The 13,160-nt window shown below is 66.6% G+C and carries 13 protein-coding genes and 3 tRNA genes; 11 read left to right on the top strand and 5 right to left on the bottom strand.

The window, feature by feature from the left end; genetic code table 11:
• Positions 1–26 precede the first annotated feature (26 nt).
• Both ACWV8V_RS03470 and dapA read right to left on the bottom strand, forming a co-directional pair.
• On the bottom strand, positions 27–554 hold the full coding sequence (locus tag ACWV8V_RS03470; RefSeq protein WP_455898944.1) for a hypothetical protein: 528 nt from the start codon (positions 552–554) through the stop codon (positions 27–29).
• Positions 555–580: 26 nt separating this feature from the next.
• Entirely contained in the window at positions 581–1,474 is an 894-nt protein-coding gene (gene dapA, locus ACWV8V_RS03465) for a 4-hydroxy-tetrahydrodipicolinate synthase (protein WP_123729709.1), read from the bottom strand.
• A 164-nt stretch (positions 1,475–1,638) separates the two neighbouring features.
• Between dapA and ACWV8V_RS03460 the strand changes: the two genes are divergently transcribed.
• The 10 genes from ACWV8V_RS03460 to ACWV8V_RS03415 all read left to right on the top strand — a co-directional run bounded on the left by ACWV8V_RS03460 (position 1,639) and on the right by ACWV8V_RS03415 (position 7,559).
• Positions 1,639–2,199 (top strand): glycine cleavage system protein R, encoded by a 561-nt coding sequence (locus ACWV8V_RS03460; protein WP_019183297.1) that lies wholly within the window; start codon positions 1,639–1,641, stop codon positions 2,197–2,199.
• Positions 2,200–2,277: 78 nt separating this feature from the next.
• Positions 2,278–2,757, top strand: a complete 480-nt coding sequence (locus ACWV8V_RS03455) for a peroxiredoxin (protein WP_265310072.1) — start codon at positions 2,278–2,280, stop codon at positions 2,755–2,757.
• An 81-nt stretch (positions 2,758–2,838) separates the two neighbouring features.
• A complete protein-coding gene (locus tag ACWV8V_RS03450; RefSeq protein ID WP_259260310.1) occupies positions 2,839–4,236 on the top strand; it encodes a PhoH family protein in 1,398 nt (465 codons plus the stop codon).
• Entirely contained in the window at positions 4,233–4,739 is a 507-nt protein-coding gene (locus ACWV8V_RS03445; RefSeq protein WP_429000535.1) for a hypothetical protein, read from the top strand. Before ACWV8V_RS03450 ends, ACWV8V_RS03445 begins: the two co-directional genes overlap by 4 nt.
• Before the next feature lie 30 nt (positions 4,740–4,769).
• Positions 4,770–5,441 carry a YoaK family protein gene (locus ACWV8V_RS03440; RefSeq protein WP_346467502.1) on the top strand — a complete coding sequence of 224 codons (672 nt, stop codon included), beginning with the start codon at positions 4,770–4,772 and terminating at the stop codon, positions 5,439–5,441.
• Between the two features lie 43 nt (positions 5,442–5,484).
• Positions 5,485–6,294, top strand: coding sequence for a bifunctional hydroxymethylpyrimidine kinase/phosphomethylpyrimidine kinase (gene thiD, locus ACWV8V_RS03435; protein WP_455898943.1), 810 nt, complete (start codon positions 5,485–5,487; stop codon positions 6,292–6,294).
• A complete protein-coding gene (locus ACWV8V_RS03430) occupies positions 6,291–7,130 on the top strand; it encodes an alpha/beta hydrolase family protein (protein WP_455898942.1) in 840 nt (279 codons plus the stop codon). Before thiD ends, ACWV8V_RS03430 begins: the two co-directional genes overlap by 4 nt.
• 62 nt (positions 7,131–7,192) lie before the next feature.
• Positions 7,193–7,269: transfer RNA gene (locus ACWV8V_RS03425), tRNA-Arg, on the top strand.
• A gap of 54 nt (positions 7,270–7,323) precedes the next feature.
• Positions 7,324–7,400 (top strand) — tRNA-Arg (locus tag ACWV8V_RS03420).
• A gap of 82 nt (positions 7,401–7,482) precedes the next feature.
• Positions 7,483–7,559 (top strand) — tRNA-Arg (locus tag ACWV8V_RS03415).
• 145 nt (positions 7,560–7,704) lie between these two features.
• Here ACWV8V_RS03415 and ACWV8V_RS03410 read toward each other — a convergent pair.
• Positions 7,705–8,850, bottom strand: coding sequence for an alpha/beta fold hydrolase (locus tag ACWV8V_RS03410; protein ID WP_455898941.1), 1,146 nt, complete (start codon positions 8,848–8,850; stop codon positions 7,705–7,707).
• Positions 8,851–8,973: 123 nt separating this feature from the next.
• Complete coding sequence (locus tag ACWV8V_RS03405; protein WP_455898940.1) at positions 8,974–9,900, bottom strand: LysR family transcriptional regulator; 927 nt, start codon at positions 9,898–9,900, stop codon at positions 8,974–8,976.
• A gap of 140 nt (positions 9,901–10,040) precedes the next feature.
• Between ACWV8V_RS03405 and ACWV8V_RS03400 the strand changes: the two genes are divergently transcribed.
• Positions 10,041–10,742, top strand: a complete 702-nt coding sequence (locus ACWV8V_RS03400; protein WP_455898939.1) for a pirin family protein — start codon at positions 10,041–10,043, stop codon at positions 10,740–10,742.
• A gap of 57 nt (positions 10,743–10,799) precedes the next feature.
• On the opposite strand, the gene ACWV8V_RS03395 is transcribed toward ACWV8V_RS03400, so the two are convergent.
• On the bottom strand, positions 10,800–12,938 hold the full coding sequence (locus ACWV8V_RS03395; RefSeq protein WP_455899601.1) for a TonB-dependent siderophore receptor: 2,139 nt from the start codon (positions 12,936–12,938) through the stop codon (positions 10,800–10,802).
• Between the last annotated feature and the right edge of the window lie 222 nt (positions 12,939–13,160).

Here is a 13,160-nt window from a genome sequence, read left to right as displayed (position 1 = left end):
CTTTTCGTTTCTCTGACCCGTCCCGGTTACGGGGCCAGCTTCGCCTTCAGCTCACCCAGCAGCTTGGTCGGGGCGGCGGCGGTGGCCGGCATGCCACGCGGATCCACGGCCGAGACGTAGGCGCCCGCATCGACGGCAACCACGCGGACCAGGAAGTCGCTGCCTTCGAAGGCCACGTCGTAGGAACCCAGCAGCTGGGCCTTGCTGGCGATCTTCACGCCTTCAACAGTCTCCAGGGCGGTGCCGACCTTGGCGAACACCTCGTCCTTGGTGCCCGGCACGGTGAAGCCGGCGTTGTTGGCGGCGGCCGGATTCGCGGCCGGGGCCGGACGCGCGGCCTGCGAGGCCAGCGTCGAACTGGCGACGGCGGCGGTGGCAGCGGCCTGGCCAGCCGGGACGTTCAGATCCGGCGGCACTTCCAGCGGACGCACTTCCGGGGCCAGGGCATAGTCGCCCTTGGCGCCACGCTTGAAGCAACCGGTGGTGCCGACGAGGGTGGCGGTGGCCAGGATCGCGAAGGACAGCACGCGGAAGGCGGAAACGGATTGACGCATGGGAATCTCCTGAGTGACCACTGTGATCAGTGGTTGGATAGTGCTTCCAGCGCACCGATATCGGTGGCCAGGTGTTCGGCAGCGGCGTGATGGGCCGCAGACAAGGGCAGCAGCGGCAGGCGCAGGCCGTCACCAATGCCGATCCGGCGCAGCAGGTCCTTCACCGGAATCGGATTGGACTCCACGCCGCAGAATTCATGGAACGGTTCCAGGCGCGCATCCCACGCCTCGGTCGCCTCGCGCTCACCGGCCGCCGCCAGGTCGCACATCCGGCGATACGCGCCCGGCAGGGCGTTGGAGCCCACCGAGATCAGGCCATCCACGCCGGACAGGATCGAGCGCGCGGCCGTACCATCGTCACCGCTGAGGATGGCGAAGTCCGGCGAACGCAGCGCCAGCAGGGCGTTGACGCGGCCCACATCGCCGACCGCCTCCTTGATGCCCACGATGTTCGGGTGCCGGGCCAGTTCGGCCACGGTCTCGGGCAGCATGTCGCAGCCGGTGCGGCCGGGCACGTTGTACAGGATGACCGGCAGGCCGCCCTGGTCGGCCACCGCGCGGTAATGCGCGATCAGGCCGGCCTGGGTCGGACGCACGTACGGCGGGGTCACCACCAGCGCATGGGTCGCGCCGTTGGCGGCCGCACGACGGGTCTGTTCGATGGTTTTGGCCGTCCCCGACAGGCCGGTCCCGGCCAGCACCGGGATGCGCCCGGCGACGGTTTTGACCGCACTGCGCAGCAGCTGATCGTATTCGTCGTCGGACAGGGCCGCGGCTTCACCGGTCGAACCGGCCACCACCACCCCGTGAACACCACCCTCCAGTTGCAGGTGCAGCAGGCGCTGCCAACCGTCGGGATCCAATGCGCCGTTCGCCTGGAAGGGCGTCGCCAGCGCGGTGATGAGACCGGAAAGGGACAAGGACATCGTGCTCGGAAGAAAGGGGGCACCCCGCCTGCGTAAACGCCGGCCAGATGTACGTTGCATGTTACTTGCGGGTCGAAAGCGCGGGCAAGTATGCTGGACTCCGGCGAACGTGCCGTCGTCCGGCCGTTCAGACTCACCTTGCATCACCCGGAACCATCTTGACCGACACCACGCCGCGGCCTGCGCCGACCGAAAACCACCTCCTGATCAACGCCTATACGACGCATCCGGAGTCCCCCCTGCTGCCTGTGACCCGGCGTATCGCCGACAGTGGCTGCAATCTGGTCGATGCCCGCCTGGCCACGGTCGGTCGCGACGTGTCCGTCACCGCCCTGGCCACCGGCTCGTGGGACTCGGTGGCCAAGCTGGAAGCGATGCTGACCCGGCTGGAGCGTGAGGAAGGCCTGAAGCTGGTCTGGTACCGCACCGGTGCCAAGCAGGCCCAATCCAACCTGCTGCCCTACATCGTGGAAGTGATCGCGGCCGACAAGCCGGGGATCCTGTTCCAGCTGGCCGATTTCTTCGACCGCCAGGGCATCACCATCGAAAACCTGCAGAGCACGCGTTACCGCGCGATGCAGACCGGTGCGGAAATGTTCTCCGCGCAGGTCACGATCGGAGTGCCGGCGAACATGCACATTGCCGCGCTGCGCGATGATTTCCTCGAGTTCTGCGATCACCTGAACCTCGATGCGATCATGGACCCGATGAAATTCTGATGTTTCGCGCGTTCGTCACAGGCGCGCGGGGTTTCATGCAGTTGTAGTAGATCTACCCCAGGATCCGGAAAGGAACCCATGAACGACGGCGACACCCTGGACAGCACCACCCTCGCACTGCCGCTGGCGTTGTCCGGCGGCGAGACCACCACCCTCGGCGATCTGGCCGGCCAGTGGCTGGTGCTGTACTTCTACCCCAAGGACAGCACCCCGGGCTGCACCACCGAGGGCATCGATTTCAACGCACTGCTCCCGCAGTTCACCCAGGCCGGCGCCCGCGTCTTCGGCGTCTCCCGCGATTCGGTCAAATCCCACGACAATTTCTGCGCCAAGCAGGGCTTCGCCTTTCCGCTGATCAGCGATGGCGATGAAGCGCTGTGCACCGCGTTCGACGTGATCAAGCTGAAGAACATGTACGGCAAGCAGGTGCGTGGCATCGAGCGCAGCACCTTCCTCATTTCGCCGGACAGTCGTATCGTGCAGGTGTGGCGCAAGGTCAAAGTGGCCGGCCACGCAGACACCGTCCTTGAAGCCCTGAAGGCCGCGAAAACCCAGTGATCAACCCGGCACCCCCAATGGCCATCACCCTGCCCCGCAGGTCGTGATGGCTTGTCCCTGTTCTGCCACCAGGAATTGACGATGACCCGAGGCAAGCGCATCTACGTACTGGATACCAACGTGCTGATGCACGATCCGACCGCGCTGTTCAAGTTCGAGGAGCATGATGTCTACCTGCCGATGCAGGTGATCGAAGAGCTGGACAACGGCAAGAAGGGCACCACCGAGGCGAGCCGCAATGCGCGCCAGGTCAGCCGCTTCCTCAATGAGCTGGTGCAGGCCTCGGGCCTGGACAACCTGGCCGATGGCATCCCGCTGCAGCGTCCCAACGGGCTGCAGCTGCGCGGCAAGCAGAGCGTGGGCCTGCTGCGTTTCCAGACCAGTCATTTCGATGCGGGCAAGAGCTTCGGCGCGGTGATTCCGGACAACGCCATCCTCGGCGCGATCCTGGCGCTGAAGGAACAGGTGCCGGAGATTCCGGTGGTGTTCGTGTCCAAGGACATCAACCTGCGGATCAAGGCGGCGATTGCCGGCATCGTCTCCGAGGATTACGAGAACGACCGCGCGCTGGACGATTTCAGCCTGCTCTACACCGGCGCCACCGAGCTGCCGGAAGACTTCTGGAAAAAGCACACCGACAGCCTGCGCAGCTGGAGCGACAAGGGCCGCACCAGTTACGAAATCATCGCCAGCGAAGACGAGAACTGGCACCCCAACCAGTACGCCTACCTGCCGGGCGACGACGAAGTCGAACTGCGCGTGGCCAAGGTGGACGGCGACAAGATCACCCTGTCGCTGGTCAACGATTTCCGCCACGGCAGCCACGCGGTGTGGGGCATCAGCGCGCGCAACCGCGAGCAGAACTTCGCGCTCAATGCGTTGATGGACCCGGAGATCGATTTCGTCACCCTGCTCGGCACCGCCGGCACCGGCAAGACGCTGCTCGCGCTGGCCGCCGGCCTGGCCCAGACCATGGACCAGCAGCGCTACCGCGAGATCATCATGACCCGTGCGACGGTCAGCGTTGGCGAGGACATCGGCTTCCTGCCCGGTACCGAAGAAGAAAAGATGACGCCGTGGATGGGCGCGCTGACCGACAACCTGGAAGTGCTCACGCATACCCAGGAAGGCGGCGCGTGGGGGCGTGCAGCCACCAACGACCTGATCGCCAGCCGGATCAAGATCCGCTCGCTGAACTTCATGCGTGGCCGCACCTTCCTGTCGCGTTATCTGATCCTGGATGAAGCGCAGAATCTCACCCCCAAGCAGATGAAAACCCTGATCACCCGTGCCGGCCCGGGCACCAAGATCGTCTGCCTGGGCAACGTCGAACAGATCGACACCCCCTACCTGACCGAGACCACCTCGGGGCTGACCTACGCGGTGGACCGCTTCAAGAACTGGCCGCACAGTGCGCACATCACACTGCGCCGTGGCGAGCGTTCGCGCCTGGCCGATTACGCTTCGGAGGTGTTGTGAGCCGTTCCCTGTCCCGTGCCGTCCTGCCGCTGGCGCTTGCTGCGCTGGCGGCGGCCTGCACGCCTGCCAATACGCGGCCGGGCGCCAGCGTCCCGACCGCGATCAAGACCGGCCAGTCCTGGGTGGTGACGCGACCGATCGTCGCCGCCCAGGTCCTCGATACCTGCTCGCGCGACAGTCCCGGCCGCGAGGCCGGACGGGTCACCGGTTACTGGGCGCCCAGCCGCAAGGATGTCGAGCAGCTCGAAGCCGCCTTGCCGACGCTGGAGGCGCAGGTGCCCAAGGCCGCCGATTTCGATCGCCAGTACGTCGGCATCGAGATGAACGCGCGCAAGCTGATCTACCTCAACGCCTTCCATCTGCCTGACGATGCCGACATCGATCCCGCGCGCGATGCGATCCGGGTCTGCGATGGCGGCGCGCAGTTCTGGGGCGCGGTGTTCGATCCGGCCAGCGGCGGTTTTTCGGATGTGCAGTTCAACGGCCCGCCCGCGGGTCGTTGATCGTGCCGTGACCATCACCGCGCACGCCGGATGAGCATCCGGCTGCCCACCTGGGTCTGGATCGGGGCGATCGCCCTGTCCTGCGTGGCCGGGATGGTCAACGTGGTCGGCTTCCTGGGCTTCGAACACCAGGCGGTCAGCCACATGACCGGCACCACCAGCCAGCTCGGGATGGCCCTGGCCCAGCGCGACTGGCGCGTGGTCGGGCACCTGTGGGGACTGCTGATCGCGTTCTGCGTGGGCGCGACGCTCAGCGGCGTGATCATCCAGGACAGCGGCCTGCAGCTGGGCCGTCGCTATGGCGTGGTGCTGGCGCTGGAATCGCTGTTGCTGCTGGTCGCGATTCCGCTGTTCAAACAGCAGCAGATCTGGGGCGCACTGGCCGCGGCGATGGCCTGCGGCCTGCAGAACGCAATGGCCACCACCTTCAGTGGCGCCGTGGTGCGCACCACCCACCTCAGCGGCATGTTCACCGACCTGGGGATCGGCCTGGGCCACCTGCTGCGCGGGCTGCCACTGCCGATCCGACGGCTGACCCTGAGCGGCTTGATCGTCAGCGGCTTCCTGGCTGGCGGCGTGATCGGCGCCCTGCTGTTCCTGCGCTTCGGCTACGACGCCCTGCTCGCCCCCGCGCTGCTGACCGGCGGCACCGGGCTGGGCTACGTGCTGTACCGGCAGTGTGCACTGCTGCGGTCGCGCTGACGGCGCGGCAGCACTGCCGCGACAAACATTGCACAATCGGCGTATGACGCCCTCCAGCCCCGTTTCCGCCCTGACCATCGCCGGCTCCGATTCCGGCGGTGGCGCCGGCATCCAGGCCGATCTGAAGGCCTTTGCCGCCCATCGCGTGCATGGCCTGTCCGCGATCGCCGCGCTGACCGCGCAGAACACCCGCGGCGTTACCGCCGTGCACGTGCCGCCGCTGGACTTCCTGCAGGCGCAGGTCGATGCCTGCTTCGCCGATTTCGATATCCATGCGGTGAAGCTGGGCATGCTGGCCAACGCCGAGGTGATCGCACTGGTGGCCGACGCGCTGGAAAAGCACCGCCCACCCCACGTGGTGCTGGATCCGGTGATGGTCGCCACCAGCGGCGCCAGGCTGCTCGAAGCCAGCGCACTGGAGGCGATGCGCACGCGCCTGATCCCGCTGGCCACGCTGCTGACGCCCAACACACCCGAAGCCGAACTGCTGCTCGGCCGCCGCATCCTCACCGCCGAAGATGCCGAAGATGCCGCCGACGCGTTGCTTGAACTGGGCGCCGGCGCGGTACTGCTCAAGGGCGGGCATCTGGACGAAGGCAGCCGCGTGATCGATCGTTACTTCGACGGCGTCACCCGCGAAGAGTTCATCCATACCCGGCTGCCAGTGGATGCGCACGGCACCGGCTGCACGCTGGCCTCGGCGATCGCTGCACAGCTGTGCCAGGGGCTGTCATTGCCCAATGCCTGCGAAGCGGCCATCGACTACGTCGCGCGTGGCCTGCAGAGCGGTTATTACCCGGGCCGCAGCGAGGTACTGGTGATCGACCACTTCGGCGCGGCACGCCCGGCGTGATCGACGCCTCGCCCCTGCCCGTGCAGACCGGCGATGGCCATCGCGTCGAGCTGCTGGCGCGCGTGCCCACACAGCCGCGCGCACGTCTGCTGTGGCTGCCTGCGCTGGGCGTGGCCGCGCGCCATTACCTGCCGTTCGCCGAGGCGCTCGCTGCGCGTGGCATCGCGGTGTACCTGCACGAGTGGCGTGGCAACGGCAGCAGCAGCCTGCGCCCGTCGCGCACGCAGGACTGGGGCTATCGCGAAATCCTCGCGCAGGACCTGCCAGCGAGCCTGGCAAACGTGCCCGGAGATGCTGACACACCGTTGATCATCGGCGGCCACAGTCTCGGCGGTCAGCTGGCCTGCTGCTTCGCCGGGCTGCATCCGCAGCGCTTCGCCCGCGTGTGGCTGGTCGCCAGCGGCACGCCGTACTGGCGCACCTTCCCGGCCCCGCGTGGCTGGACCCTGCCGCTGGTGTATCGCTTCCTGCCCTGGTTGGCCCAGCGCCAAGGGGTCCTGCACGGCAGGAAGCTTGGCTTCGGTGGCACCGAGGCGCGCGGGCTGATCCGCGACTGGTCGCGCGTGGGCCTCAACAACCACTACGCGGCCGCTGGCATGGCGACCGATCTGGAGGCCGGGATGCGCGAACTACGCGGCCAGGCGACCGCCGTGGTGATGGACCACGACTGGTTGGCACCGACGGGCTCGATGCAGGGCCTGCTGGCCAAGATGCCGGGCATGCGTGCGCAGCTCAGCGTAGTCAGTGCGCAGATGCTGGGTGCGCGTGCCGATCACTTCGCCTGGATGAAAACGCCGGAAGCCGTGGTGGAGCAGCTTCTTCGTTCATTTGAATGAAGACCTTCACAAAAACCGTTGACGAATGCGACGCCGATCCGCATAATTCCGCTCCTGTTGACGCGCCCGTAGCTCAGTTGGATAGAGTACCTGGCTACGAACCAGGCGGTCGGGAGTTCGAATCTCTCCGGGCGCACCATCAACAGGGTATCGATTTCGCCGTCGGTATCAGTAATGAAAATTCGATGTAAATGCGCCCGTAGCTCAGTTGGATAGAGTACCTGGCTACGAACCAGGCGGTCGGGAGTTCGAATCTCTCCGGGCGCACCATTACATCGAACGGCAAGCCTGCTTGCCTTCCCGTCGAACGTGGCAACACGCGCGGCAGGACACACAACCAGACAATGCAAATGCGCCCGTAGCTCAGTTGGATAGAGTACCTGGCTACGAACCAGGCGGTCGGGAGTTCGAATCTCTCCGGGCGCACCATTGCATAGACGAAGACAGCAACCCTCGGTTGCTGTTTTTTTTTGCGTTGGCGCTGGCTGTCACCAGGTAGTGCCGGCCGCTGGCCGGCTCTCATGGATGCTGGACGATCGCGTGGCGCCGGCCAGCGGCCGGCACTACCGGGAGGTCACCCCTGCGGTGCGTGCGCCTGCGCCGCCTGCATCGCCATCAGATCGGCTTCACCCGGCAGTTCCGGCGCCGGGCAGTCGCCACCGGCATGGGCGTCATCGGCCAACCAGTCATCCACCACGCCGCCCAGCAGATCCACGCGCAGCGGCAGGGTGATGTGGTCTTCGCCACGCATTTCGATGTAGTGCACACGCGGGCTGGCGGCAGCCAGACGACGGCCCTGCCCGACCGGCACATGCTGATCGTCCTGGCCATGCAGCAGCAGTACGCAGGTACGGCTGTCGGCCAGCGCGCGGGTGACATCGACACGGTCCAGGTCCAGATCCAGACGCTGGCTGGCGGCGGCGATCACCTGGTCGATATCCTGCCCACCGTAGCGCCAGCGCCCATAGGCGGCCATGGCCTGCGCCTTCCAGGCGGTCGGCTGCAGCGACATCAGGTGCGGGATCATGCTGCGGATCGCATCACCGGCATTGGCGAAGGATTCCATCGCCACCACGCCGGTGACCTGGTCGCCGAGCTTGTCGGCGGTGAACAGCGCAGTGGCCGCACCGTAGGAAACGCCGAACAGATACAACGGCCCGACCACCTCCCCGCGTGCCTTCAGCGCAGCGATGACATCGACCACGTCATCCGATTCGAATGTCCCGTAACCGGATGGGCCGGCGCCGGAATGACCGTGATTGCGCAGGTCGATGGTGACCACGCGGTAGCCCGACTGCGCCAATTGCAGCGACCACGGCAGCATCGCGTCACCGTTCATCATCCAGCCGTGCAGCAGCACCACCGTGCCGCGCGGCGCCTGCGGCTGGAACGGATGCGGCAGGTCCAGCGCCATGCCGGTGCGCAGCGGCTCGCCGTTGTCGTGCTGCTGGGGCAGATACTCATAGCGCACCCCGTACTGGCCCGGGTCGAAGGCCCGCCAGAAGATCGGCACGCCCGCGCGGCCGGTCACCCGCCCATGCCGGTTGGGGACGCTGTCCACCGCGTCGGCGATGCGCGGCATGTCCAGCAGGGTGGACACACCACCGGGCGCGATCAGCCGATCGCTCAACGAGGTCGAGGCAGCCGTGGAGGTCAAGGAGGAGCAGGCAGCCAGCCACAGGCCAGCCCCGGCCAGCAGCAACAGCAGCAAGCGCTTCATGGGCAGAGTCGGAAAAACCAATCGAGTCGGGCAGGTTACCGATCCGCTCCGCGCCGCTCTATCGCATCCGTATGACCATCCGATGACAGCGAGGCCAGGATTCAGGTTGGCCCCGGCGGCTGGCTACCCCAGCCAGCCCTCCATCGTCGGCCACCAGCCCGCCAGCACCGCCGGCCGCTGCATGCGCTCGCGCCACCAGCGCAGCGCTGCACCCTCCTCGCCTGTGCGCCAGGCCAGCCAGAACGTCTCGTCCGGCTTGGGCTCTTCAACCTGCTTGATCACCAGCCGGCCCTGCGCCACCGCCCGCTGTACGTAGGGCTCGGGCAGGAAACCGAAGCCCAGCCCGGCGCACTGCAGGCGGAATTTGCTGACCATGTCCGGCACGGTGACGGTCTCCTGCCCCATCAGCAGCCCGACCGTGCGCGGCAGCAGTCGCCGGGCCGAATCGGCCACGGCGATCGCGCAGTGGGCGGCCAACTGTTCACGACCCAGCGGTTCGGGCGCGGCCGCCAGCGGATGCGAGGGCGCCACCGCGAACACGAAACGCACCACGCCCATCGGCTCGACCACGTAGCCCCCGCCACTGGGGCCCTCACCCGCCGCGCCGACCAGCAGGTCCGCGCGGCGGTCCAGCAGCGCCTCCCAGGTGCCCGACAGCGATTCACTGATCAGCCGCATCCGGGTCTGTTCGGCCACTGCATTGAAGGCGCGCACGTCCTCGGCCAGCAGCGCCGGCACGAACATCGAGTCGACCGCCACGGTCAGCTCGGCCTCCCATCCCGAGGCCACCCGCCGCACCCGCATCTCCAGCTCCCGCGCCGCCCGCAACAGATGGCGCCCCTCCTCCAGCAACGCTTCCCCGGCCGGGGTCAGGTGCGCGCGCGGGCCGACCCGATCGAACAGCTGCACGCCCAGGTCCTCTTCCAGCTTGGAGACGGTATAGGAGATGGTCGAAGGCACCTTGTGCAGGGCCTTGCCGGCCGCGGCGAACGAACCGCGGCGGTCGATGGCATCCAGGATCTGCAGGGCGTCGAGGCTGAGCTTGAGCATTCGAATTTTTCGATGATGGCTAGCGAAACTATCCGTTTTTCAACGCGCCGGAGCAAGCGGATACTGGCCGCAACAGGAAAGGGAACGGCAGCGACCGCCCGGACCGCCATCGAAACCATCGAACACCGAGGAGATTCACCATGCTGCAGATCCGCAAGAGCAACACCCGTGGCAAGGCCGACCATGGCTGGCTGAACTCCATGCACACCTTCTCCTTCGCCAATTACTACGACCCGCGCTACACCAGCTTCGGACCGCTGCGCGTGATCAACGAAGACCGCGTGCAGGGCGGCCAGGGTTTCGGCACACACAGCCACAGCAACATGGAGATCATCTCCTACGTGCTCGGCGGCGCGCTGGAGCACAAGGACTCGATGGGCACCGGTTCGGTGCTGCGCTACGGCGATGTGCAGCGGATGAGCGCCGGCAGCGGCGTCAGCCACAGCGAGTTCAACCACTCGGCCGACGAGGCGGTGCACTTCCTGCAGATCTGGCTGTTCCCCGACCAGGAGAACATCACCCCGAGCTACCAGGAAACCCACTTCGCCCCGGAGACCAAGCGCGGCCAGCTGCGCCTGATCGCCTCGCGCGATGGCCGTGACGGTTCGCTGCTGATCCACCAGGACGCCAATATCTACGCCACGATCCTGGACGGTGACGACCGCGTCCACCTGCCACTGGCTCCGCGTCGCGGCGCCTATGTACAGGTGGCCCGCGGGCAGCTGCAGGTCAACGGCATCACCCTGGAGACCGGCGATGCGTTGCAGGTCACCGACGAGGCGCAGCTGACGCTGGAGAACGGCAACGACGCCGAAGTCATCGTGTTCGAGCTGGCCCTGTAACCCCCCGGCCTCAAACGCAGACACCCCGGTTGCCCGGGGTGTCGTTCGTTGCGTGGATCAGAACCGGTAGTTCAGCGTCAGCCGCACGTTGCGCGGCTCGCCCCAGGTGTAGGTGCTGTACCAGCTGAAGATCGTGTAGTAGTGCTTGTCCAGCAGGTTGTTGACGTTGAGCGTCGCCGAGAGCTGGTCGTTGAACTGGTAACGCGCCATGGCATCGAGCAGCCAGTAGGGCTCGGTGCGGTGGATCTGGCTTCCGCCAGTGGCCGGATTGGTGATGGTGCCGAACGTGCTGCCCTGCCAGCGTGCGCCGCCGCCGACGCTCCAGCCGTCAGCCGCACCGGTGAGGCGGTAGCTGGTGTGCACGCTGAACTGATCTTCCGGTTCCAGCGTGGAGACCTTGGTGGACTGCTGCCGCGCGATCTTGTGCGCGTAGCCACCCTGGATCTGCCAGCCCGGCGCAAGCTGACCGGACACTTCCAGCTCATAGCCCTTGGTGCGCACGCCCATCAGGCCTTCATAGGCGATCCCGCCGCTGGGCGTCCTGCCGCCGGTCGGCTGGGCGTAGTTGTCCTGCTCCAGCTGGAACACCGCCGCACTGGCGTTGAGGCGACCCTCGTAGAACTCCGCCTTCAGGCCCGCTTCGTAGCTGCGCCCTTCCAGCGGATCCAGCACGCGACCCTGCTCGTCCTGGTTGCCCTGCGGTTTGAAGATGGTGCTGTAGCTGGCGAACACCGAGACATTGCGGTTGAGGTCGTACACCAGGCCGGCGTATGGCACGACCACGCCGCTCTCGTCGGTATCCGGAGATGTATAGTTGGCGATGCGGCTGCCGACGATCAGCTTGAGCGGATCGGCGAGGTCGAAACGGCCCACCACATAGGCACCGCTTTCGCGCGTGACCTGGTTGTCACCGTAGCCCCACTGCCAGTCCGGCTCGGGCACATTACCCGTCCAGGTGTAATAGTCGGCCACGCTGCTCACGTAGCCCGGCTGCGGCGAGTAGCCGTTATTGATCCAGCGCTTGCGCGACACGCTGCCACCGACCACCAGCTCGTGCTGGCGGCCGAACCACTCGAACTTGCCGCTGACGTACAGATCGGCCGCGTTGCTGGTGGTCTTGCCGATGTACTGGCCCAGCCACATGCTCACGCCTTCACCGGTCACCGGATCCGGATTGCCACCGGCCGCCGCGCCCAGCGAGGCGTCATAGCCGTTGACCTGGTGGTTGAGCTGCAGCTTGGCGACCCAGTCATTGGCGAAGGTGTGCTCCAGCGTGGCGAAGCCGGTGCGGGCGTACTGGCCCCAGCGGCTCCAGCGCGCGCCGTTGTTGAACGAGCGCGGCATGTCGTTGAAGTTGCCTGCACTGTCCAGCAACGGGATGCCGCCCCAACTGGAGCCTTCCGGATCGCTGTCCTGATGATCGGCACCGACGGTCAGCAGCGTGCTCTCGCCGAGGTCGGCTTCGAGGATGCCGTAGAACACCTCATTGCTGCGCTGGTAGTGGTCGGCATTGGAATGCTTGTCCTGATAGGCGCCGACCACGCGGCCGCGCACGCGGCCACTCTCAGTCAGCGGCCCGCCGACATCGACCTCGGCGCGGTAGCTGTCCCACGAACCGACACCCAGCGTGGCGCTGCCGGCCAGCTCCCGGGTAGGCTTCTTGCGCACCAGGTTGATGGTCGCGCCCGGGTCGCCCATGCCGGTCAGCAGGCCGGTGGCCCCCTTGAGCACTTCCACACGATCGTAGATGGCCATGTCGCTGAGCGTGTTGCCGGCCGAGTACGCCGAATCACGCGCCATCGGGATGCCGTCGTACTGGAAGTTCTGCACCGCGAAGCCGCGCGCGTAGTACTCGGTGCGCTCGCTGTCGTAGGTGACGATGCTCACGCCGGGCGTGACTTTCATGACGTCATCGATGCCGTTGAGGCCGAAGTCGTTCATTTCCTGCCGGGTGATCACGCTGATCGACTGCGGCGTCTGGCGCGGGCTGAGCACCAGGCGGGTAGCCGTGGCGATCGTGCCGGGCGTATAGGAATCACTGCCTTCGGTCACGGTGCCGAGCTGGTTGGCGGTGACCTGCACGGTCTGCAGGGTCTGTGCGCCGTCCTTGGCAGGTGCGTCACCCGCCGGCGCCTCTTCGGCCTGCACCGCCGAGGCGGACAGCGCAAGGCCCAGCACGCAGGCCATCGCCTGCATCAACGGAGAGAACGCGGGAACAGCACGACGGCGACCCGAATGGATCGGGGCAACACGGAACGGAACGACGGACACGGCAATGCCTCCAGGCAGGAAGGGACTCCTCTGGCGGCGGCTGGAGGGAACGAATGGGCGGCATGATGCCGCATCCTGGGCTATAGCGAAAGACTATCGCGGCAGGCGACCGGGTGGAGAGCACTGCAGACAGGCGACGCTCCGGCC

The sequence above is a fragment of the Stenotrophomonas sp. Ker107b genome, from assembly GCF_053847245.1.
This window is presented reverse-complemented; position numbering and strand designations above follow the sequence as displayed.